General features: G+C 57.8%; 26 protein-coding genes and 1 pseudogene. 11 read left to right on the top strand and 16 right to left on the bottom strand.

Going from position 1 to position 20007, the window contains the following annotated elements; translation table 11 throughout:
* Positions 1–8 precede the first annotated feature (8 nt).
* The 3 genes from CP556_RS14365 (at position 9) to CP556_RS26025 (ending at position 1614) form a co-directional block, all read left to right on the top strand.
* Complete coding sequence (locus CP556_RS14365) at positions 9–1040, top strand: lamin tail domain-containing protein (protein WP_098726248.1); 1032 nt, start codon at positions 9–11, stop codon at positions 1038–1040.
* Positions 1006–1239: a hypothetical protein gene (locus CP556_RS25370; protein ID WP_141551682.1), complete on the top strand. Its 234-nt coding sequence runs from the start codon at positions 1006–1008 to the stop codon at positions 1237–1239. The genes CP556_RS14365 and CP556_RS25370 overlap by 35 nt, the downstream gene beginning before the upstream one ends.
* Before the next feature lie 231 nt (positions 1240–1470).
* Positions 1471–1614 carry a DUF7563 family protein gene (locus CP556_RS26025; RefSeq protein ID WP_176548203.1) on the top strand — a complete coding sequence of 48 codons (144 nt, stop codon included), beginning with the start codon at positions 1471–1473 and terminating at the stop codon, positions 1612–1614.
* A 105-nt stretch (positions 1615–1719) separates the two neighbouring features.
* On the opposite strand, the gene CP556_RS14360 is transcribed toward CP556_RS26025, so the two are convergent.
* The 3 genes from CP556_RS14360 to CP556_RS14355 form a co-directional block, all read right to left on the bottom strand.
* Entirely contained in the window at positions 1720–2169 is a 450-nt protein-coding gene (locus CP556_RS14360; RefSeq protein ID WP_098726247.1) for a hypothetical protein, read from the bottom strand.
* Positions 2170–2203: 34 nt separating this feature from the next.
* On the bottom strand, positions 2204–2350 hold the full coding sequence (locus CP556_RS26020; RefSeq protein ID WP_176548202.1) for a hypothetical protein: 147 nt from the start codon (positions 2348–2350) through the stop codon (positions 2204–2206).
* Between the two features lie 463 nt (positions 2351–2813).
* Entirely contained in the window at positions 2814–3704 is an 891-nt protein-coding gene (locus CP556_RS14355) for a DUF8008 family protein (RefSeq protein ID WP_098726246.1), read from the bottom strand.
* Between the two features lie 987 nt (positions 3705–4691).
* Here CP556_RS14355 and CP556_RS14350 point away from each other — a divergent pair.
* The gene (locus CP556_RS14350; protein ID WP_098726245.1) at positions 4692–5711 is read left to right on the top strand and encodes an NADP-dependent oxidoreductase; all 1020 of its coding nucleotides are present in this window, start codon (positions 4692–4694) and stop codon (positions 5709–5711) included.
* A gap of 242 nt (positions 5712–5953) precedes the next feature.
* Here the strand turns inward: CP556_RS14350 and CP556_RS14340 are convergent, their stop codons facing one another.
* Together CP556_RS14340 and CP556_RS14335 are read right to left on the bottom strand one after the other, a co-directional pair.
* Complete coding sequence (locus tag CP556_RS14340) at positions 5954–6301, bottom strand: hypothetical protein (RefSeq protein ID WP_098726244.1); 348 nt, start codon at positions 6299–6301, stop codon at positions 5954–5956.
* Between the two features lie 248 nt (positions 6302–6549).
* Positions 6550–7323, bottom strand: a complete 774-nt coding sequence (locus tag CP556_RS14335; protein WP_098726243.1) for an SDR family NAD(P)-dependent oxidoreductase — start codon at positions 7321–7323, stop codon at positions 6550–6552.
* A gap of 406 nt (positions 7324–7729) precedes the next feature.
* Here CP556_RS14335 and CP556_RS26690 point away from each other — a divergent pair, with 406 nt between their 5' ends.
* On the top strand, positions 7730–7858 hold the full coding sequence (locus tag CP556_RS26690) for a hypothetical protein (RefSeq protein WP_255291466.1): 129 nt from the start codon (positions 7730–7732) through the stop codon (positions 7856–7858).
* Positions 7859–7922: 64 nt separating this feature from the next.
* Here CP556_RS26690 and CP556_RS14330 read toward each other — a convergent pair whose 3' ends face one another.
* From CP556_RS14330 to CP556_RS14320, 3 genes are all read right to left on the bottom strand, one after another.
* Complete coding sequence (locus CP556_RS14330; RefSeq protein WP_098726242.1) at positions 7923–8333, bottom strand: type II toxin-antitoxin system VapC family toxin; 411 nt, start codon at positions 8331–8333, stop codon at positions 7923–7925.
* Positions 8320–8547, bottom strand: coding sequence for an antitoxin VapB family protein (locus CP556_RS14325; protein ID WP_098726241.1), 228 nt, complete (start codon positions 8545–8547; stop codon positions 8320–8322). Before CP556_RS14325 ends, CP556_RS14330 begins: the two co-directional genes overlap by 14 nt.
* A 392-nt stretch (positions 8548–8939) precedes the next feature.
* Entirely contained in the window at positions 8940–9206 is a 267-nt protein-coding gene (locus tag CP556_RS14320; protein ID WP_098726240.1) for a DUF8150 family protein, read from the bottom strand.
* 274 nt (positions 9207–9480) lie between these two features.
* On the opposite strand from CP556_RS14320, the gene CP556_RS26680 reads away from it, so the two are divergent.
* From CP556_RS26680 to CP556_RS14305, 3 genes are all read left to right on the top strand, one after another.
* Entirely contained in the window at positions 9481–9606 is a 126-nt protein-coding gene (locus CP556_RS26680) for a hypothetical protein (protein WP_255291465.1), read from the top strand.
* Between the two features lie 430 nt (positions 9607–10036).
* The gene (locus CP556_RS26015) at positions 10037–10189 is read left to right on the top strand and encodes a hypothetical protein (protein WP_176548201.1); all 153 of its coding nucleotides are present in this window, start codon (positions 10037–10039) and stop codon (positions 10187–10189) included.
* Positions 10186–10578 carry a type II toxin-antitoxin system VapC family toxin gene (locus CP556_RS14305; protein ID WP_098726237.1) on the top strand — a complete coding sequence of 131 codons (393 nt, stop codon included), beginning with the start codon at positions 10186–10188 and terminating at the stop codon, positions 10576–10578. Before CP556_RS26015 ends, CP556_RS14305 begins: the two co-directional genes overlap by 4 nt.
* A gap of 337 nt (positions 10579–10915) precedes the next feature.
* Here CP556_RS14305 and CP556_RS14300 read toward each other — a convergent pair whose 3' ends face one another.
* Complete coding sequence (locus tag CP556_RS14300; protein ID WP_098726236.1) at positions 10916–11812, bottom strand: DUF8008 family protein; 897 nt, start codon at positions 11810–11812, stop codon at positions 10916–10918.
* Entirely contained in the window at positions 11802–12365 is a 564-nt protein-coding gene (locus CP556_RS14295) for a hypothetical protein (RefSeq protein WP_176548200.1), read from the bottom strand. The genes CP556_RS14300 and CP556_RS14295 overlap by 11 nt, the downstream gene beginning before the upstream one ends.
* Before the next feature lie 237 nt (positions 12366–12602).
* On the opposite strand from CP556_RS14295, the gene CP556_RS14290 reads away from it, so the two are divergent.
* Positions 12603–12863 carry a MarR family transcriptional regulator gene (locus tag CP556_RS14290; RefSeq protein WP_176548199.1) on the top strand — a complete coding sequence of 87 codons (261 nt, stop codon included), beginning with the start codon at positions 12603–12605 and terminating at the stop codon, positions 12861–12863.
* A 484-nt stretch (positions 12864–13347) separates the two neighbouring features.
* Here CP556_RS14290 and CP556_RS14285 read toward each other — a convergent pair.
* Positions 13348–13794 (bottom strand): annotated as a pseudogene (locus CP556_RS14285) (glycosyltransferase); the annotation flags it as partial.
* Between CP556_RS14285 and CP556_RS26395 the strand changes: the two are divergent.
* Positions 13729–14223 (top strand): transposase, encoded by a 495-nt coding sequence (locus CP556_RS26395; protein ID WP_394340736.1) that lies wholly within the window; start codon positions 13729–13731, stop codon positions 14221–14223. The pseudogene CP556_RS14285 and the gene CP556_RS26395 sit on opposite strands and share 66 nt — an antisense overlap.
* Positions 14224–14850: 627 nt before the next feature.
* A complete protein-coding gene (locus CP556_RS14280; protein WP_141551679.1) occupies positions 14851–15315 on the top strand; it encodes an NUDIX hydrolase in 465 nt (154 codons plus the stop codon).
* A gap of 51 nt (positions 15316–15366) precedes the next feature.
* On the opposite strand, the gene CP556_RS25355 is transcribed toward CP556_RS14280, so the two are convergent.
* From CP556_RS25355 to CP556_RS14260, 5 genes are all read right to left on the bottom strand, one after another.
* Complete coding sequence (locus CP556_RS25355; RefSeq protein WP_141551678.1) at positions 15367–15513, bottom strand: glycosyltransferase family 4 protein; 147 nt, start codon at positions 15511–15513, stop codon at positions 15367–15369.
* A 100-nt stretch (positions 15514–15613) separates the two neighbouring features.
* Positions 15614–16144 carry an NUDIX hydrolase gene (locus CP556_RS14275; protein ID WP_098726232.1) on the bottom strand — a complete coding sequence of 177 codons (531 nt, stop codon included), beginning with the start codon at positions 16142–16144 and terminating at the stop codon, positions 15614–15616.
* A 62-nt stretch (positions 16145–16206) separates the two neighbouring features.
* Entirely contained in the window at positions 16207–17196 is a 990-nt protein-coding gene (locus tag CP556_RS14270; protein ID WP_098726231.1) for an NAD-dependent epimerase/dehydratase family protein, read from the bottom strand.
* Positions 17193–18482, bottom strand: a complete 1290-nt coding sequence (locus CP556_RS14265; protein ID WP_098726230.1) for a nucleotide sugar dehydrogenase — start codon at positions 18480–18482, stop codon at positions 17193–17195. The genes CP556_RS14270 and CP556_RS14265 overlap by 4 nt, the downstream gene beginning before the upstream one ends.
* A gap of 86 nt (positions 18483–18568) precedes the next feature.
* Positions 18569–19810, bottom strand: a complete 1242-nt coding sequence (locus CP556_RS14260) for a glycosyltransferase family 4 protein (protein ID WP_098726229.1) — start codon at positions 19808–19810, stop codon at positions 18569–18571.
* Positions 19811–20007: the final 197 nt, after the last annotated feature.

The following is a 20007-nucleotide window of genomic DNA, read 5'->3' as shown; positions in this document are numbered from 1 at the left end:
ACTGTCTAATGGTACTTATACGCTTGGGAGTCGAGTGGCTGCTGTCGTGCGGTTGCGTCGTCCATTGTCGGTTTCCTCTCCGACCTACTCGCTCGCTTCACTCGCTCCTTGAGGTCGGAGGCTCCACCTCGAATTATGCTGAGACCGCGGACCGCGGTGCGGGTGCGTTCGTCGTCGTCGACGAGGGAGCGCCGATCTGGAGCGCGTCGCACGACGTCGGCCCCGGACGCGGGGCAATCGCTGCCGACGGGGGGACGTGGAGTACCATCGTCACGGATCTCGCCACCGAGTCTGCCCGCCTGACGGTCTACCGGACCCCCGACGCGGTGGCCGAGCCCGAGTCCGCACCGCCTCGGGATGCACCGCCCACCGGCGAGGACTCGGCTGCGGAGGACGACGAGTCATCAGATGATACCGATGATTCGGCCGGCGATGACGACGATGACGAAGACGATGAGAGTCCTAGTGATCCGGTCTCCCTCGCACTCGCTGACTACCACATCCTCGGCGAGCAAGCCAGCGCGGAGTATCTCACGCTCCGGAACACCGGCGACGGACCGCTCGAGCTGTCCGGTTGGACCATCCGAGACCGAAGAGACGGTGGCCGAGTGGGCAATAGCGCCAGTCCGTTCGAGTTCCCGCGCGGATTCACGCTGGAACCAGGAGCGACGGTGACCATCTCCACCGGCACGGGTGAGCCGACGGCCGACACGCTCTACTGGGGGTACAGCGGCGACTTCCAGATCTGGCACGAGGAGGGCGACGTCGTGATCGTGCGCGATACCAGCGGCACCGTCGTTCTCGAACAGGAGATCGCCGCAGACCAACCGCCGGACCCGCCCGGTGATGATCCACCCGATGAGGAGCCCGACCAGCCGACCGACCCACCCAGTGGTGATGAGCCCGACGACCCAACCGAGTCACCCACCGGTGAGCCGGCCGACGGCCCGGCCAACCCACCCGTCGATGACACCGCGGACCCCCCAACCACTAGTGGTGGAGCTGATGGCGCTGAACCGAATCGCACCGACGGGGCGTGACGGTGACGGCGGCCCCAGCGTGCAGCCAGTGACGGACAGGGGCGCACGGGCCTGGGTCAGCCAGCGGTTCGACTCAGCGTGGGCTGCGCGTGCCGATCACGTGGAGTCCCCCGTCGTCACGGCAGCGGCTGGCTCCGGGCGACACTATCGGGGACAGGCCGGCCTCGACCAGCCGCCCCGCTCCGCAGCAGTGCCATGACGGCGCGGCGGCCGCGCTGTCCGTCCGAGCCACTCGGTTGGCGCGATGGAACGGCGGTGTGAAGCGACCGCTGTGTCGTGTGTTGACGTGGGTCTCGTGGCGCGGGCGGCGCGCCACCGGCCTGAGTGACTCGGTGTGGCGATCGGGGCTGCGACGGCGCTCCCGCCGACCGGTCCACGGCCCACGGTGACCGCCACGATTATGACGTGTTATTATGAAATACTATCATATATGCCGACCTGTAGTAACTGTGGCGAGTTCGTGACGCGGGACTTCATCCGCGTGTTCGGCGTCGAGGGGGAGGTCGACGGCTGTCCGGCGTGTCGGACCAACCGCGAGCTGGGCGATGGTGACGCTGCCACACGCAGTGAGTGACGTGGCCTCGAGTCAGGCTCGACGCGGTTGCTCTCAGCTCTCTGGACTCGTCATAGCCGAGATTCCCAGTGCGAGGAAACCCTGGCGTTCACGCCGGAGTGGATATCATCTGTCGAGAAGGTCGTCCAAGTCGTCGGCTGTTAGCGAATTCTGGTCTTCAAGATACGTTTCAACATCTTTAACAGATTCCAAATTTGTGATCATCTCCAGCGTCTGTTGAGCTTGCTGGCTCAACTTCCCTAGTCCCCCTTGGTCATAGTCGTGGTCTTCGTCAACGTAAAGAACGTAAATGATGTGATAGTGGGTATTTCTCTCGGGGATAAACGTGACTACTTTTGTGTATGTGCGACCCGTTCCACTGAATTTGATTATATCTAAATTGCCGATTTGTTCGTAAACGTATCCATCGGGGGGCGCATCTTCTCTCGCGATGTTTCTGAGCTTCGTCAGCAAATCCCGCTGTTCGGAAGCACTCAGATCGGCGAGGTGAGTAGGGATTCCACCATCAAAGATAACGTGTGTCTCTTCCGACCCGCCCAAGGGAATATACGCCACACGTCCTCAAAAAGCAGTAATGAGACTTAAAAGTTTAAAACTTGAGAACGGCTTCGATTTCTTCCTTGCTAGCGGTGTTGCCCTTTGCAAGGTTATCAATCGCTTCGAGGACCTCCACCGGGACGTGTGGCTCACTGTCCCCTTCCTGCTGGGCGGGTTCTCGAGCGAATTCGGTTGACATATCGACCACTAAGCGGGTCATAGATATAAATCTACTCCCTTGCCATCTCACTCTGAATATTGGAAGTCTGGAAATCATACATCCTGACTTAGCCATCTTCTTCTCGCATAGGGGTATATGGGAAACCTTAGTTCCATAGCGTTCGATATCGGGACCTCGGGTTTGGTGCCCAGGGCGGTCGTTACGTTGCGGGCCTCACCACGGACATCGGATCGTGGCTGACCTTGAACACGATGGACTGCGACGCCGATTGGATTCTCTAATTTGAGAATCAATGGGCACTATGGACAGTTGTCGTCCCCAGAGAAACCTTCGAGGTCGTCTCTGAATGGACTGCTGAGGACTGCTCAAGGAGTGTACCTACAGCTAGCCGACCTAGCAACTAACCGCTTCTCGCGTCTGTATTGAGTTCTATTACGAGATGTGGCCTCTCTCGAGGGGACTTACTAGGGCCTGTCCCTGGTTAGCCGAGGACGCCAGTTGTCTCTGGAGCGTCGTCGTCTGAGCCACTCGAGTTCGACGGTTCTCCCGGAATCTCAGCATCCTCCGGTAGGACCAATCGTCGCTCAGTGTACTCGAGGCCGTTCTTTCGTTCAGTCCGTCTCCGAACTGCCAGTCGATGCTTCGAGAGATCGAGCATGGCGTCGATCGTCCGCGAAACCAGCTTCTTTGCATACGCCTCGCTCGTCCCTGGTTCCTGCCGGCGGATCCAGTGTTTCAGATCGCTTGCCTTGACGTACTCCCTGATACCTTTACATCCCGCCTCCCAGGGATTATCACCGAAACTCGAGTCAGCTCGTGCCTTCCAGAGCTTCGCAGCTAAGCGCGTCGGCAACGCGTTCGCCGTCGAGCGAAGCATGTCTTCGTCCATGCGCGCGAGTTGCTGGACGGGCAGCAAATCACCGTAGGCGAGCGAGACACTCCCGCCGTCGAGGGGGTCAGCACTGTCGGGAAGCCGGAAGTATGCCTTGCCGTCGTCTTTGGTGATCCGCTCGAGTCGATCGCCCTGCACCTCGAGTTCGTGTTCATCAATGGTCTCTGTTTGCAGGTGGGCACCTTTCTCGAGTTCTCTCGCCTGGAGCTCTTCGATTCGGTCTTTGTTCGTCCCGGCTTTGTTCAGCGCTGCGTCGACGGCGTTCTCACAGCGTGTTCGCGCTTGTTCGCACTCCTCGAGGCGCTCTCTGAGAGCGGCGGTCGTTTTCTCGAGGCGGTCGCGCTCGAGGTCGTCAATTCGGTCGTCCTTGGTTTCGAGTTCCGTCTCGAGGTACTCAATGCGCTCCTGGAGGTGCTCAAGTCCGGTCGCAAACTGGTCGATTGATCGGGTCGAATCTGAGGTCTCGGTATCGTCGGTCATTGTGATTGATGTCGCTCATGAGTGCGGTGATCAGGCGATACGATGGCAGAGACAGCGTTGGGAACTGGGAACGAGAACCCGACAGTGAGGACGTGTACCCCGCTGTTCGGACTATAGATAGGGTAGCTGCCTAGCTCACAGGGATGGAGAAGAGCCTACTCGAGGGGGTTCACACGCTCGAGTTTGCACAGCAGAGCCCAACTCTAGCTACCGGAATCCTGTCTGGCAGATAACGGTAAGCAGGAGAGGCCCTGCGTTACTCACCCCCTGTCTCGGATTTGTGTTCGCTTTCGCTATCGTCCCCAATCGGTCGGAATTAATCCGTGTGTTCGGCGTCGAGGGGGAGGTCGACGGCTGTCCGGCGTGTCGGACCAACCGCGAGCTGGGCGACGGTGACGCTGCTACATGCAGTGAGTGACGCGGTCTCGAGTCAGGCCCGACGTGGTCGCTCTCAGAGACTGTCGCAGCGGGAGGGCGGTATCGCCTCTCGGAAACATGATGTCTCGCCGTGCGAAGTCTCGAGTGTGCCCCCGCGTGCGGCGGCCCTGTGCGTCTTCCCGGTGGCAGCAGGTGGTGCTCGAACGCGGGTGACCTGTGAGAGTGGCCCGCCAGCCCACGAGGGGGTCCGCCTGTGGCGTGATGGTTGTTGGTTGGGCAGTCCGCGAGGGTCTCTCGACACCGGTCGTTGAAACGGCCCCGTACACGCCTGCAATGCGCACTGATGTGACCACCGGGTTCCGTGCCGAGACAATGAGCCTGGTCGCCGATCTCCGGAACCAGCGGCACGGCGTTCGAGCGCGATGCCGCGGTGATGGCCGTGATCGGACTTGCCGCGTCGAAGTCGGCGCAGGGCCGCCGCCGTGGCGGCGGCTGGGCCAAGGGTTGGTGCCCGCACAGTGGCGCTGCGAGCACGGGCGTGGCGCGTCACGGCCCCGGTTGCTCCTATCAGCACTGTCATGACCGAGGCCGCCGAAGTGGTCGAGAGCCATGGGAACAACACGCAACCAGCAGTGGCGACTTGCGAGCAGACCGACCGGCGAACCGACGGCCGATGAGTTCGAACTGACCGAGGAGCCGATCCCCGAGCCGGGACCGATGGAGGTTCTCGTCCGGACCGAGTACCTCTCCGTCGATCCGTACATGCGCGGGCGGATGCGCGACAGCGAGTCCTACGCCGACCCGTGGCCAGTCGGCGAGCCGATGCGGGCACGGGCCGTCGGCACGGTCGTCGAGTCGAACCACGCCGCGTTCGAGGCCGGCGACACCGTCTCGGGCCACCTGTACTGGGCCGAGTACGCCGCCGTCGACGGCACGGCCCTCGAGCCGGTCGACACGGGGACGGCACCGGGTTCGACGGCGCTGCACGTCCTGGGAATGCCCGGCCGGACCGCCTACGTCGGCACCGTCGACGTCGGCGGGGTCGAACCCGGCGATACGGTTGTCGTCTCCGCCGCGGCCGGCGCGGTCGGCTCCGTCGCCGGCCAGATCGCTCGGATTGCCGGCTGCCGCGTGGTCGGGATCACGGGCCGGGACGAGAAGGCCGACTGGCTCACCGGCGACTGCGGCTTCGACGCGGCGATCAACTACCGCACGACCGACGACCTCTCCGCGGCGGTCGCCGACGCCTGCCCGCGCGGCGTCGACCTCTACTTCGAGAACGTCGGCGGCGAGGTAACCGATGCCGTCATGGACCACCTCGTCGATCACTCTCGCGTGGCCGTCTGCGGGAAGATCGCCCTCTACAACGCGGAAGCGGGCGACGACCGACTGGACGGGCCGCGGCACTTCCACCAGCGGACCCGCACGCGCGTCGAGGGGTTTATCGTCAGCGATCACGCCGATCGGTTCGACCACATCAATGCGCGGCTGCGGCGGTGGGTCGAGGCTGACCGGCTCCAGTATCGCGAGACAGTCAGTGACGGCATCGAGACCGCTGCCGACGCGTTCCTGGGGCTGTTCGACGGGACGAACGTGGGGAAACAACTCGTCCGGATCGCCGACGACTGATCCCGCTGGAGAGCCCCGGGCGACCGAGTTCGCGGGCTGCTCACTCGCCGAAGCGGTCGACGCGATGGCGATCCCGGTCGTCGTCGACGGCCGCCGGGTCGTCGAGCGCCGAAACGGGAGCACCGACGACGGACTGACCTGGGAACCGGTCGATCGACGATCGTGCGCGCGCTCCTCGCCGCTCGAGGTGGCACGTCTCGTTCCCGCCGATCCCCAGACGAGTCCCGCGCCAGCGGGCACCCTCACCGCCGCTCGCGGTCGACGCCCGGACCGTCGCCGCGTCGTTCGGCGTAGATGACGGTGACCAACAGATAGACGCCGAGCGCGACGGCCGCGAGTCGAGCCGAGTCGGTGGGATCGGCGCGGTCGAAGACGGCGTGGAGCCAACAGACGTTCCCCAGCGCCGAGTGACTCAGGTCTCGGACGGCCCCGCGATAGATCGGCGTCACGCGCCAGACGTCGGGCAACAACGCCCAGCAGCCGCTCGCGACGACGATGGTGGCGTCGTATCGCGTCCGGACGGGGAGGTACGCCAGAAGGAGTGTTGCACCGGTCGCGCCGGCCGCGAAGTGTGTCAGGGCGAGGCTCATGGTTCGTCGTTCAACCCGCTGCGATACAAAGCGGGGTGGTGGGACCGTCGCGGCGCTGGTCGTCTCTCGAGCGGTGGCATCTCCGTCCGCCAACGGAGTAGTCATTCCCCTTGGATGCCGGTTGCAGATCAGCTCTCGGATACGCGACAGTATATCGACCCTCGAACCGCTGCCTGCTGCTCGAGCGACGCAATCGAGTCAGATAGCGGTGTCTGGAGGGCGTTGGCGGGTAAATCGCCTGCCGTGGTCTACGACCCATTCGGTAAGATCCGCGGAATCGGATACGTTCCACCGTTGGCGTGAATTACCTGCCCGGTAATGAACGGCGCTCGATCGGACGTTACAAATGAACAGACGTCGGCGATCTCGTCGACAGTTCCGATTCGACCGAGCGGCGTCGCCTCGAAAATCGCGTCCTGCGCCCGTTTCCAGTCGTCGGTTTGGTCCCGACCGACCTCGATGAATCCGGGTGAGACGGCATTGACGCGGACGCCGTCTCGTCCGAACTTGCTCGCCAACTGTCTGGTCAGGCCCTCGATGGCGAACTTCGTTCCGTACGAGTGAGCGTGATTCGGACGACCCAGATACACCATCGCACCGATCACGTTGACTATCGAACCGCCACCACGATCCAGCATGTCGGGAATGACGTGCTGGGCCGTGAGAAGGGTCCCGCGGACGTTCACGTTCATCGCCCGATCGATATCGTCAACGGTCAGGTCGAGGAGCGGTTTTATCGGTCTATAGGTTGCGTTGTTCACGAGTGTGTCGATCGGCCCGAGTTCCGAACGGATCGTGTGAACCAGCTCCTCGACGTCGCTGGGCACCCCTAAATCACCGAGTGCGATGGCCGCTTCGCCATCCGCCGCTTGAACACGTCTGGCGGTTTCTTCACACCCCTCCCGGTTCGTGTGGGCGACAACGCCGACATCTGCTCCCTGTTCGGCTAGTTTCACTGCGATCGCTCGTCCGATATTTCTGCTCGCACCGGTGACGAGCGCCGTTCGTCCGTCCATCTCCATGGCTGGTATACCTTCACCTATCAAGTAATTGTTCGCCTCTCACGGGTATTGCTCTGTCGTTCGGTATCTGTGCGCAGCCATCAGTTCGAACGTTCTCAATGGGCGAACACCCCTGAGTATCTACGCGGCCGGGCCTCTGATCGTAGTCAGTATCGGTACACTCGGCGCGTTTGTCACTGGCTGGCGGGCAGCACGATACGCCCGCGTCGCCGTTCTCACCGTCTGACAGTGCTGTTGACTGTAATACGTTTTTATCGAGTAATATCTTCTGCGCTGTGATCGGCATGACTTCCCCACACGAAGGGAATCCGGCTTGCTACCGGTCAGTTTCAGGACTCACTCTCCCGAGGTCAGCGGGGCGGGTTTCGACCCTCGCCCGGGAGCGTCATGTGACCTGTCACATGACATGGCGCTGTTCGCCGGCCAGAGCGGCGGGCTGACCGACGATGTTCGGCCGGTGGGAGCGTTGCTCGAGGAGTTCGTCGCAGAGACGATCGAGACGGTCTCGGGGTTGCCGGCAGTCCGTCACGGCTGATCGGTCGCCGCGAGTATGCGCCGCGTTCCTGCTCCTCGAGAAGCGGACGTCGCACGATATTCAGCTAAAACGACGTCCAGTCGACGACGGAAACATCGTCCATCCGCTCGAAGTGATCGACGTTCGCGGTCAGTACCGGGAGACGTTCGACCGCTGCAGTCGCGCCGACGTAGACGTCGTGGAGATCGTGTAACGGCTTTCCACGCCGCTGAAGGTCGGTGATGATATCCGCCGCCGCGGTCGCGACCGCTCGATCGATCTCGACGAGTTCGAATCGGGCAAGGAGTCGGTCGAGGTCCTCCAGAGCGCCCTCTCGTGACGAATCGTCTTCATACCGTTTGTCGACGCCGTGGCGGAGTTCGGTGACCGTGACGCTACTGATTGCGTGGTGACCCTCGTCGTCGAGTTTCGTCACTCGATCAGCGACGCCACCGCGATCAATATCGACGAGGACGGACGTGTCACAGAGTTTCATCGTCCATTCTCGAGAGCGTCCCGCGGCTCAGCTGCTTGATATCGTCTTTCACGTCTTCGTGCGTCTCCCGGTCGAGGACTCCAGCCCCCGTGACGTCGGCCAGTTTCCGCCGCTCCTCGAGATTGTCTCGAATGACGTCACTGAAACTCCGGTCGCCCTTCTCTCGTTTTAGCTCTCGATAGACATCGTCCGAGATCGAGATGTTCTTGCTCATGCTAGATGTATGGGTACCCATACGAAAATCATTTACGGGAAGTAGAGACTGGTGGTAGTAGATCGACAGCGGTCACAAGTCACCCATCCGATGATCGGACTGACCGACACCGTTCGAACGGCGAGAGCGCTCCTCGAGGTGTCGTTTCCAATCGCCTAGACATCGGTCGGCAGCGCGACGGCCCCAGAACTCGCAACGGCCGTCTCGAACGCCGGCGGCCTCGGTAACCTCGCGGTCACGCGGCGCGACGATGATGGGAGAGAGAAACGAGTATCTCGAGGTGATTCTCGAAGCCAGGGTCAATACCATCGCCACGCAAGGCAGCCTCTCACTCATCCCCGTGTCCCTACCCGATCCTACACGCCTTCGGCGTATTGAGGGAGGGGAGAACGTCAATTCGAATCGTCGTTGTTGAACCTGTCGCGCACTTCGATGATCTCCGCCGCTACGTCTTTCACGTGCTGCTGGTGTGCAGCCGAAGTCCGGACGCTTTTGGCCGCATCGAGGTGGCCATTGACGACCGCGTTCTGTTGTGGCCCCCACGTTTCTGGCGGCTCGGATCTGATGTATTCGACCCAGCGCGTGATGCCTTCAATGCGTTGCTCACGGTTCCGTTCGTGCTTCGCGTCGAGGTGCTCACGCGCGTTTGAGTCGCTCATATTCGGTTTCAACGTCGAGCCGCGTTACCCACTCTTCGAGGCGGGAGACACGAAGGCTTTCCTCGAAGAGCCCTCGAGTCGACCGCGTCGTCGCTGTCGACTGGGTCGTCTTCGATCGCTTCTCTCGACGGAAAATGGAAGGAATAGTCCGCTCACGGTAGTAACCGTTGGTATTTTCAGGAGTATAACTCAAGGTTCCCAAACTGTTAACTTCTGTGACGTTGCGTCTCAGCGTAGCGCCCATCGTCTCGCGACGATCCGGGGGTGTGGGGATATGAGCAACGACACAAAGACGAAAACAACCTACTGTCCCAACTGCGACGCCGACCGAGAGGTGCGAATCACCGTCCCCTGGCAGGACGATTTCTGTCTCGAGTGCGGAGAGAACGTCGACGGCTAGGGGGACTCACGGCGGTCGGTCGCGACGTGGGTCAGGACGCGATCGATCGCTCCGTCGTCCGGTGGAGTGCGGTCGAATAGCAATCCGGAATTTTTCGACTCGTATGAACCAGTAACCGTTCCCCTCGGCGGGCCGGCCGATGAATTCTCGTCGGTGACCCCCACGCTAACGTCGAGATCCGATATCATCGATTCAGATCCGCTGGCATACGAATCGAACGAACAGCATATCGAACGTCCGTGTCGTCGAACACTGACCGAGATCCCTCTCGGTTCGTGAGCGGAGTTCGTCTTTTCGTTCCGCGACCGAGAATTCATCTCGATCGGTAGCGTCGCTCAGAATCTCGAGCCTCCGATCGTTCGCTCCCTGTTCGAACACCGTCCGTGTGTTCCGCCGAACTGTTATGCCCGTGGCGCTCATGCTCTCGGATATGGGAGTGTACGTCGATGACGTGACTGAATTCACCCGGTCGAATGACGCTGACGACGACCGCGCCCCGTTAGGCGAGCGGCTCCGCGGAATGGCGTCCGAACTCGATGTCAATTCCGTCGACGAGGTCCGGAGCGTTCGGGAACAGACATGAGGCTCTTTCTCGATACGAACGTTTTCGTCGCCGCCGTCACTGATGAACCGGAAACGGGGGAGATCGCGGCTGCCTTGCTGAGCGCTGACCACGAATTCCTCACATCGACGCTCAATCTCATGGAGCTCCGAACTGTCCTGACGAAAAAGCAGCGCCTCGAGCTTTCTCGAGCGAACACCATTCAGACCGAGATCACGCAGGACGTCGCCGTCGTTATCCCCGATGCATCAGATATGATGGACGCGAATCGATTGCAGCAAGAGACGTTACTGTATCCACTCGATTGTCTCATCCTCGCATGTTCACAGGGCCACGATGCCGAGCTCGTCTCCTTCGACACGGAACTAGAAACGGCAGGGGCACTGGCACCGGCCGATCTCCTCGACTGATCAGGGACACCGCTCCGGTCGTCGTGGTCGTCTCTCTTCAAGCACCTACTCGATCGTCTTTCTCCGTGGACAGCTGTCGTCTCCGGACGGCCACTCGAGGCCGTCTCGCCGTCGACTGCCGAGGACTGCTCGAGGAGGGAGACCCACGGCTAGCCGTCCTCGCTCGCCGGCCCTCGCGTCGTCTCGGTTGGTGGCCAAGCGCGCGGTGTCGCGCTCTCGAGGCGGGGGTGACGGAGCCCGTCCACGGCTGCCCGAAGACGTCAGCTGTCTCCGGGGGCCGCCTCGCTCGTAGCCGTCTCGTTTGCAGCCGTCTTCGCTTCGGTGCTCGAGCCGTTCTCTAGGGGGCACTCATCGCTTCGGAGTCAGCCGGGTTCGTCGTCTCCCCGGGAATCTCGGCGCCCGTCGGGAGGAGGAGTCGGCGCTCGGTGTACTCGAGCCCGTTCTTTCGCTGGGTGCGTTTGCTGACCGCGAGGCGATGTTTGGAGAGGTCGAGGATCGCGTCGATCGTCCTCGAGACGAGTTTCTTGGCATACGTCTCGCTGATCCCGTCTTCCTGCCTGCGGATCCAGTGTTTGAGATCGCCCGCGGTGACGTACTCGGCGACGGACTTGCAGCCGTCCGTCCAGGGATCGTCTCCTATCGTGGGGTCGGTCCTGGCCTGCCAGAGTTTCGCGGCCAGTCGGGTGGGGAGGGAGTTCGCGCTCGAGCGGCGCATGTCCGCGTCCATCCGCGCGAGCTGCTGGATCGGGAGGAGGTCCCCGTGGGCGAGCGCGACACCGTCGGTTCGATCCAGCGGATCGCTCGAGTCCGGAACGCGGTAGTACGTTCGTCCGTCGTCCCTGGTGAACTTCTCGAGGCGATCGCTCGTGATGTGGATCTCGTGGGGATCGACGGTCTCCGTTCGAAGGTGCGCGCCCTTCTCGAGTTCGCGACCCTGAAGCTCGCGGACGCGATCCTTGTTGGCGTCCGCCTTCTTGAGCGCGGCGTCGGCCGCGCGGTTCGTTTCGGTTGTCCGGGACTCGCACTCGGTCAGTCGTTGTTCCAGGTCCGCGATTCGGTCGTCTTTTTGTTGGCACTCCGCCTCGAGCGAGCCGATTCGATCGTTCTTCTGCCCGCACTCCGCCTCGAGGTCCGCAACTCGGTCCTCGAGGGTCGTGATCTGATCGCGGAGGGCCTCGAGTTCGCGTGCGAGGGGTTTGGGATGGTCGGAGCTCGCGCTCGAGTCACTCCCCATCGCGATCACCGTTGTCTTCGTTGGGAGTGCGATTGGTGGTGTCGTCGTGGTTGGTGGTGTCTGCGTGGTTGGAGTCGTCGGCGGTTCCGATCTCTCCGTCGAGGAGTTCATCAATACTAGCGGGCTTGCGGTCGCCGGTCGCGTGTTCGAGGGCACCCGGGATCGGTCCCCGAAAGGTCGTCGTGAGCGAATCACAGCCGACGACCGTCGGGAGGTCGTCGGTCTGGCGGTCGTCGTCGACTTTCTCGGCCGACCGCCTCGGAATCAGCATCCCCGGCCCGAACAGTTCGAGGCCCACGCGCCTCGCTTCCGCATCGATCTCTCGCAACCGACGCGTCGCGCCACGGCGCGTCTCGTCGGAGATGTCCTCGAGATCGCTCGCGGTGTCAGGGTTCCGCACCTCCTCGAGGATGCTGTTCGTGAGTTCGGTGATCGTCTCGAGGCGCTCGCGGACGGACTCGTCGGTCGTTCCGCCGTCACAAGCGACTCTGTCGTTCGGCGTCGATGCGTGCGGTCGGTCGGGGCTTTCAAGACCCCGCGAATCGTCGTTCATCATGGCTTCCGTAGGTGGTTTACGGGAGCTGCTCGCGGACTCGGTGCCGCAAACACCGGTCCGCTATTCTACGACTCTGCAACCGAGAGAGTCGTGTATGCTTCCGTACCAGAGAAAATATCCTCCACTGACATAAATCTTAACAACGGGCGTTGATCGAATAAAACAACGATTGTATACACTCTCCCTGCCAATAGTGCTACTTTTTCTGCACTGCTGGCAGGTACTCACCAACAGATGGTAGAGCGAGTATCTTGGATGGCTCCTGTCGACTACGAGATTATGCTCTTTTTCGATGTGCACCCGATTCTGGTCTCCCCAAAAGTGCTCGCGGTGAATATCGAGTACGACCGTCAGTACGTGAGCAGACGATGTAGCGCACTGTCCGATGCTGGACTCCTAGAGTCAGTTGATACTGGTCTCTATCAGTTAACAGAAACGGGGGATTCCTATCTCAAGGGAGACCTCGACGTAAGCGAACTCGAGACCGACGAATAGCCTCGAACGGAACTGTTCTCCGAGATTACTTTCCAGAAAGCCCCGACGGCTCTCGAGCGCTGCGACTTGTTGCGCGCCTCGCTTCGCTGCGGTGCTTACTTCGTCTCGCACCTCGAGAGCCGTCGCCCCTTTCAGTCCCACCCGCGGTGGTTCGGTCGGTCAGCTCTCGCGGATACAGTGTGAGATGCCGACCCTAGTACTAGGACCGGACCTAGTATAGTCTCGTTGCGCTAGTCGGGACGATCCGTAAGTGGCTCACTCGCGAGAATGCCGTATGGACCTCCGAAAGCGTCTGGGATTGCGTCTCCACCGGGCGCTCCTGTACTGGGGCTCCTAGAACACCCGCGCGGCCGCGACTATGCGAAAGAACGGTCACACCGCTCGGCGGGGAGAGTGACAGCGCGAAACAGGAGGCGAAATTTCTCGACGAAAACGACGGCACTGAGGAGTGATGAGTTTTTCTGTAATCTGGTCGCTCGAAACGCTACCACGTCCCGTCGATCGCGTGGCGGTAACACTGCGCCGCCTGATCGGCCACGGTATCCCAGTCGTATCGCTGCGCTCGAGCGGTGGGGTCCGTACTAGGACGGTCACCTGCTAGTGCCCGCTCGAGCACCGCTGCGAGGTCGTCCACAGTTGGGGACGTGAGAAACCCCGCGTCGCCAATGACCTCGGACGCAGCGGACTCGGGATGGTCCGCTGCGATAACGGTACAGTCCGCAGCCATTGCCTCCGCGAACGTGATCCCGAACCCTTCGCGGGTCGAGGGCGAGGCGAAGACATCCGCCGCGCGCATGTGAGCGAGCACGTCGTCGTACTCCTTGAGGAAACCGAGCATGGTTACGCGGTCGGCGTACTCGATGGTTTGGGCCTGTTGCTCGAGACGGTCGCGTTCCGGCACGTTTCCAATGATACCGAGGGACGCGTCAGGGAGAACGAGAATGGCGGTCATCGTCTCCAGGACGTTCTGGGTGGCCTGAAGCGGAGGATTATTGATGAGACTGTCAAGATCGAGTATAAGCGATGGCCCTACGGTGGGACGGAGTCAACCAACACGACAGAGGTCCGTGTCATCGGTGTCCGCAACGAATACTCCGACAACTACCATCCCTACGTCACGAATCAGCCCGAGGAGTTCACTCCCCGACAGGCCGCAGCCCTGAACGGACTGCAGTGGACGGCAGAATTGCTGTTCCGTGAGCTGAAACCGGTGTGCTGGCTCGAGACGTTCCAGACGAGTAATCCAGCAAGCTTCGAACTGTTCGTCGTAGCGGTTCTGCTGACATTAGTGGTCACTAGTGACTTACTCGACCTGTTTCAGGAGTTATTCCTAGGGACAGTGCTCCCGGGAGAACGCTAGGCGAGCGACTGGAAGGTCCCCATCCAACTGGCTCTCGTAGAAATTGCCGAATCGATCGGTCATCCGCTACCGGATCTCGTGGCGTTACTCGTTTTGGATACTTACCAACCAGAACGATCACTATAGATATTGCCTGAACGAGTGATTGAAGCCTTCAGAGTAGAATATAGTGTATAACCGAATACAATGTATCGAAGATCTAATTTTTCCATCTCAGGGCCCTGCAAGTACCGTCACGAACCACGACGATTCGTATCCACACGACGGCGCCAGGTTCCTTATAAAGAACTCGGCGGACCGCGAATGGATATCGTCACGGTGCGTTACGCCCTCCTCGCCGTCTGGCGATTCGCTAAATATGCAGTACGGTGCAGGGGTAATAAATGGAGGGGACTAGTCAAATCAAGACGTGATCTAGGCCGTCACTGATCGAAGCGATGTGGACTGCAGAACTGGTCGGGACATCAGTTACCAAGTGGGCATTCGCAGACAATGCCGTCTCGTCGGTCTAGACGACGTAATCAACGTTCGAAGATGTGATGTCTGTAACTGCGAGGAACACTCGGTCAAGTGGGCCAGAAATTCGTCCACGGCAACTTGCTTACCAAAGCGCGCTCTATTGAGCGTATGGACGAACAGACGCACCAGTACTGCCCGGACTGTGGCGCCAGTTTGAGTTCTCAAGAGATCGAGGGCCAACTCCGAGCGTACTGTGCGACGTGTGGGGCTCCGATCTACCGAAATTCCAAACCCTGTGCGGGAGTACTCGTCATGGACGACGCCCAGTTATTGCTGGTGAAGCGCACGCAACCTCCCAGTGTGGGATCTTGGAGCGTCCCTGCCGGGTTTCTAGAGTACGACGGACCTCCAGCTCTCGGTGCAGTCCGAGAACTCGAAGAAGAGACCGGTGTAACGGCTTCAGAAGAAGATATAGAGCTGTTTGATACTGCATTCGTTACTGCGGGCGAACGGGCGAACGTCCTCGTCATCATCTATCGCGTCGAACGAAGCGCGACGAAAGGGGAACCTGGCTCCGATGCAGGCGATGCTCGGTTCTGGGAGATGGAGGCCTTTGAGAGTGAAAATGAATAAGTCAAATCGGGCTATGAAGAGATTTTTCGGCGCGCTTGAAACCTCTGAGCGCTACTTCGTGAGCATCCGATAGTAGTCGTCAATCGATTCGTCCACGGTGAAGTTCTCCTCAAAGACCTCACGTGCATTCTTCCCCTGTTTCTCCACGAGTTCAGGGTTCGACTTCCAACGCTCAATAGCATCGACAATACCGTCCACATCGCCCTGTGAGACGTGAACCCCGGAGTCAAATTGTTCAACAATTCGTGAGTTGTTGTCGTTTGTTGTGTCCTTCTATTAGATAATCTCTTAATTATGTTCAAATGTAGCCTTCTTCACGTGCCAATAGTAGGGGGGTGAGAGTCCAACCCGTTGTTGGCTGGTTCATAGCTATCTTGAAGGCGATTTCTGCCGGGATATAATCCCATTCAATATACTCACCCTCATCTGGCTCTGATTCCCCTTCAGATAAATTTTGAGCAACAACTACCGCACGTTCGTAGCGGGTTGTGGCTGTAGGATAGTATGTAGTCAGGTGTGTGAGTTTTTCAGCAGATATCCCTGTTTCCTCTCGTAACTCGCGTGCAGCTGCTTCAGGATAGGTTTCGTCTTTTTCCACATGGCCGCCAGGACATTCTATGAAAGTATGATCTAACTTAGGACGATATTGTTCAACCATGACGACATTATCGTTCTGAATCGCGACGACGGCAAGCGCGTTCTCAGGCCGATCAATCCAATAGTAATTTTTTACGCTTTCATCCGGTGTCTTTACCTTATCGTAGCCGACGGAGAACCAAGGGCACTGGAACACCGTCTCTTCTGATAGAAAGTTCCAGCTATCGTCCATTTTATTAATACACGTGGGACCAACAAAAACTTAAAACAATCTTAGAGCTACTCATGTCTACACTAGAGGTCGTCGTAAATCTGAGCCATATTGTCCATGCAACGCTCTAGGGAATCGTCGAGTTTTATTTCTGGATTCCAGTTGAAGTCGTTTTCTGCTTTATCGACGGAGGGAACTCGTTTCTTGACGTCGTCATCATATATTGAAACGTGGTCAAACTCAAGTGTATCCCCCTCAACGATACCGCGTTCTTTGCCCTTCTCAAATATTCGTTGAGCGAGTTCTTTCATCGTTACCGGTTCGGGATTTGCGAGATTATACGCTTCATTGGTAGTCGCATCAGCGAATGACTGTGTGGCAATTGCACCAGCCACTTCATCAATCCACGTGAAACACCGCACCTGTTCTCCCTCGCCAAATATCTCCATCGGATTCTGTTTTTCCACTAGAATCTTCCGTAAGAAGTCGGCGAACACGTGGCTGATACCTGCCTCTTCCTCACTTTTTTCGTATGGAGTGATTATATTGAACGGTCGCCAAATAGTGTAGTCAATATCATATTGTTCCTTAAACGCCATACTGAGTCGTTCACCAACTACTTTCGAGAGACCGTAGTCCGTGGACGGTACATTGCTTTCCCAGACATCGTCTTCATTATGCGGGGGCTCATCCTGTTCATACACCATCGACGAAGAGAGGTATGCAACTCTGTCAACGTCGTGTTTGGCAGCTGCCTCCAAGATGTTCCGATGGATAGTGAGGTCGTTCGAGAGGATGTCTGCGGGATACTCGTGAAATCCCTTCACGCCATAGATTAGTGCTGCGGCATTAATTATGGCATCTATATCTGCAACCAAGTCCATAACCCGGTCATACTCCGTGAGATCGGCCTTATGGAACTCGTACTTTTTAGGGTCCACAACTCGCGTGTGTTTATAGTCGTCGTATCGAGCGTGGTTATCCACACCGACGACCTCGTGACCATTCTCAAGAAGATGCTTGGTGGTCCACTGCATAAGAGACCCTTCGCTTCCCGTAACGAGAACTCTCATTGTGCTACCTCCGTTTCTATCGTCATCTCTTCTTGATCTACTTCGCACTGGAAGAAATAACCATTGTCTGAATTATACCTGGCAATGTCCCATGTCCCCCAGAGATCACAGTAGAGACAGTCACTGTTATCCACCTGGCGGCTAATTGCCTCAAAATCTTCGAACTCATCGTGTGGTGTCATAAGAATCACCCAGTCACTACCTTGGATATCGTTGAAATCGTCGAACCCTTCTGTGTTAGGTTCAATTTCGACAATATTTCGGTATCCCTTCATCCTGAGTTGCTTCTCCATTTTAAACGAGACAGAATTCCGGGTATCGTCGGAATTTGCTTTAAATGTCATCCCGAGAATCGTTATCTTGTCCGGATTCGGGGACTTCCGAGCCATCCGGTCAATAATCTGTGCTGGCATCCCTTCGTTAATCTGGTACGCTGTCGAAACAAGCTCATTGAACGGAATGTTGTCTACGAGGAACCACCCGTCTTTGGTCAAGCAGGGACCACCGACGTTTGCACCTGGGGATGGCACATCAAATCGGGGATAGTTGTGCCCCGTTTTATCGAGTATCTTGTTCACATTGACATCGTGATGAGTTGCAAATGATTCTGTAATGAGATGGAATTCATTCGCCGCTGCGAACGTCAAGTAACGCCACATGTTCGTGAACAGTTTACCGAGTTCTGCTTCTGTCGGATTCAGGCGGAGACACTCCTCTTCAAGGAAGCTTTCAAAAATTCCCTTGGTACGTTGATAGCTTTTATCGTCAGGTGCACCGATAAGCTGGGGAAGACTAACGATCTCCTCAAAGGCCTTATGCTGAGAAATCCGTTCAGGTGCGAATGAAACGTAGACATCTTCTCCGACCGTATAACCTGCCTCGTCAAGAAGTTCACAAACAAGGTTCGTGGTCCCCGGATAGATTGTTGAACGGAATATCAACAATTGATCGTCAGTAAGGTTGGAGATGACGTCGTCAACTACAGCAAGCAGTGTATCCATCTGTGGATTGTGATGTTCGTCAATCGGGGTGCCGATGACGAAGAATATGACATCATAATCCGCTATCGAATTGATCTCAGTGGTAGTATCCAATCTGCCTTCCGCTAAAACATCTTCAAGGAGTGGTTTTCCACCGGGCTCATTGAACGGCAATTCACCGTTCTCAATAGTATCGAGTCTATCTCCATCTTTGTCAATCAGTGTGACGGAAAACCCGGCGTCAGCAAGCACAATTCCCATTGGTAGACCGACATGACCCCCTCCACCGATAATACCAATATCCATACCCTCTTTCTATTTTATAGCCATATTATGTTTTCCTTCTAGAACGGAGAGTGATTCTTCTGACTTCAGGTAATTCTAATAAGGACTTAGTTAGTGGCCAATAACTTGTAGTATTCACCAATAGACGCGTCAGCTGTGAAATTTTCCTCAAATGACTGTCGAGCATTTTCTCCCTGCTGTTTCACGAGGTTGGGATTTTGGCGCCATCTTTCGATAGCCTCAACGACACCCTCAATATCCCCTTGGGAAACATGGATTCCCGCATCAAATTGATCGATGATTCTCGCTTCGTCGTCATTTGGCTGTGCTATTGTCAATACAGGTTCCCCAGCAGCCATAGCAGTATACAACTTACTTGACACACAAACTCCCTCAAATCCTTTTTTAACAGTGACAACTGAGACATCCGCTGACGTAAGACTGTAGGGTAAATCTGCCCGCGGCTGGTAGGGAAGGAAGCGAACCGTCCCTCCCCGGAGTCCCAACTTTTCGGCCCGAGATACGATGGTTTCTTTATTATCTCCTTCACCAATAATTAGAAACTGAACATCCTCATCTTCGAATTCCGCTGCTGCCTCCACAACCGTTTCGAGGTCGTGAAAATGCGCAATATTCCCCGAGTAAAGGATCGTAAACGGCTCAACGAGGTCGTGTTCCTGACTAAACCAATTATTCTCCTTATCTTGCGGTTGGATAAACTCTTCGTCCTCCCAGTTGTGGATGATTTTGACCTTTGACGAATTAAATTTCGGGCCAGCGTTCTGGCAGATGCGCTCCTTCATTACCGGACCGAGAGCGACCACGTTCTTTGCGGCAAGGAGAGCTTGTCTGTCCAGAAATCCCCAAACCCGATCAATGATATCGCCTTCTTTGATGTAATTGAGTTCAACCGGCTGATCAGGATATAAGTCGTGGACGATATAGGTATAGTTCCAACCACGGATTCGACAAACTATCCATATTGCAACGGGCAGGAAGGGAGGGTTCGAGACGAAGACTACCTCACGTTCTTTCTCGGTTTGGCTCAATAGCATCACAAAGAACATCCAGATAGTGAAAATACCCCAGTTAAACAAGCGGCGTAGAAGCGACGACTGGCGAACCTGGGGTGCACGGATGCGTTTGACCTGGACACCCTCATGCGTGGACACGAGAGGTTGTTTCTCGTTCTCACCGCTGTGGTAGTTCGGCTGTCCGGTGAGAACGGTCATGTTTAACCCGCGATTTTCAAGCCCGACTGCGAGGTCAGTGATGAGTTGACCGGTCGTAGCCGTGTCGGGGTGGAAATACTCTGTGACAAGAACGTACTCTTTGTTTTCGTCAGTCATCAGAAGATGTGCGTTAGTGGATTTCAATGCTTTCGGTAGCTTCGATACAGCCGTTATGGGTTGTGGGGTCTACCGGACGAATCTCGATCTCGTTCTCGATATGGGAGAGTCTGCGGTGCCCACTTAAGAGATTGTCTACGACCTCCGCACCACGGTCGACAAGTTCTTCAGTCAGGAATGAACCAATTAAGCCCCCA

Source organism: Natrinema sp. CBA1119 (genome assembly GCF_002572525.1).
GTDB lineage: Archaea > Halobacteriota > Halobacteria > Halobacteriales > Natrialbaceae > Natrinema.
This window is presented reverse-complemented; position numbering and strand designations above follow the sequence as displayed.

Coding starts and splice junctions, on each gene's coding strand:
- CP556_RS14300 (WP_098726236.1), bottom strand. CDS start 11,812: ATGGGGAGTGACTCGAGCGCGAGCTCCGACCATCCCAAACCCCTCGCA.
- CP556_RS14265 (WP_098726230.1), bottom strand. CDS start 18,482: ATGGATATTGGTATTATCGGTGGAGGGGGTCATGTCGGTCTACCAATG.
- CP556_RS14340 (WP_098726244.1), bottom strand. CDS start 6,301: ATGAGCCTCGCCCTGACACACTTCGCGGCCGGCGCGACCGGTGCAACA.
- CP556_RS26025 (WP_176548203.1), top strand. CDS start 1,471: ATGCCGACCTGTAGTAACTGTGGCGAGTTCGTGACGCGGGACTTCATC.
- CP556_RS25370 (WP_141551682.1), top strand. CDS start 1,006: ATGGCGCTGAACCGAATCGCACCGACGGGGCGTGACGGTGACGGCGGC.
- CP556_RS14365 (WP_098726248.1), top strand. CDS start 9: ATGGTACTTATACGCTTGGGAGTCGAGTGGCTGCTGTCGTGCGGTTGC.
- CP556_RS14295 (WP_176548200.1), bottom strand. CDS start 12,365: ATGAACGACGATTCGCGGGGTCTTGAAAGCCCCGACCGACCGCACGCA.
- CP556_RS14350 (WP_098726245.1), top strand. CDS start 4,692: ATGGGAACAACACGCAACCAGCAGTGGCGACTTGCGAGCAGACCGACC.
- CP556_RS14270 (WP_098726231.1), bottom strand. CDS start 17,196: ATGAGAGTTCTCGTTACGGGAAGCGAAGGGTCTCTTATGCAGTGGACC.
- CP556_RS14280 (WP_141551679.1), top strand. CDS start 14,851: ATGGACGAACAGACGCACCAGTACTGCCCGGACTGTGGCGCCAGTTTG.
- CP556_RS14320 (WP_098726240.1), bottom strand. CDS start 9,206: ATGAGCGACTCAAACGCGCGTGAGCACCTCGACGCGAAGCACGAACGG.
- CP556_RS14260 (WP_098726229.1), bottom strand. CDS start 19,810: ATGACTGACGAAAACAAAGAGTACGTTCTTGTCACAGAGTATTTCCAC.
- CP556_RS14325 (WP_098726241.1), bottom strand. CDS start 8,547: ATGAGCAAGAACATCTCGATCTCGGACGATGTCTATCGAGAGCTAAAA.
- CP556_RS14335 (WP_098726243.1), bottom strand. CDS start 7,323: ATGGAGATGGACGGACGAACGGCGCTCGTCACCGGTGCGAGCAGAAAT.
- CP556_RS26690 (WP_255291466.1), top strand. CDS start 7,730: ATGGCGCTGTTCGCCGGCCAGAGCGGCGGGCTGACCGACGATGTTCGG.
- CP556_RS14355 (WP_098726246.1), bottom strand. CDS start 3,704: ATGACCGACGATACCGAGACCTCAGATTCGACCCGATCAATCGACCAG.
- CP556_RS26020 (WP_176548202.1), bottom strand. CDS start 2,350: ATGTCAACCGAATTCGCTCGAGAACCCGCCCAGCAGGAAGGGGACAGT.
- CP556_RS26680 (WP_255291465.1), top strand. CDS start 9,481: ATGAGCAACGACACAAAGACGAAAACAACCTACTGTCCCAACTGCGAC.
- CP556_RS14275 (WP_098726232.1), bottom strand. CDS start 16,144: ATGGACGATAGCTGGAACTTTCTATCAGAAGAGACGGTGTTCCAGTGC.
- CP556_RS14305 (WP_098726237.1), top strand. CDS start 10,186: ATGAGGCTCTTTCTCGATACGAACGTTTTCGTCGCCGCCGTCACTGAT.
- CP556_RS14290 (WP_176548199.1), top strand. CDS start 12,603: ATGGTAGAGCGAGTATCTTGGATGGCTCCTGTCGACTACGAGATTATG.
- CP556_RS14330 (WP_098726242.1), bottom strand. CDS start 8,333: ATGAAACTCTGTGACACGTCCGTCCTCGTCGATATTGATCGCGGTGGC.
- CP556_RS26015 (WP_176548201.1), top strand. CDS start 10,037: ATGGGAGTGTACGTCGATGACGTGACTGAATTCACCCGGTCGAATGAC.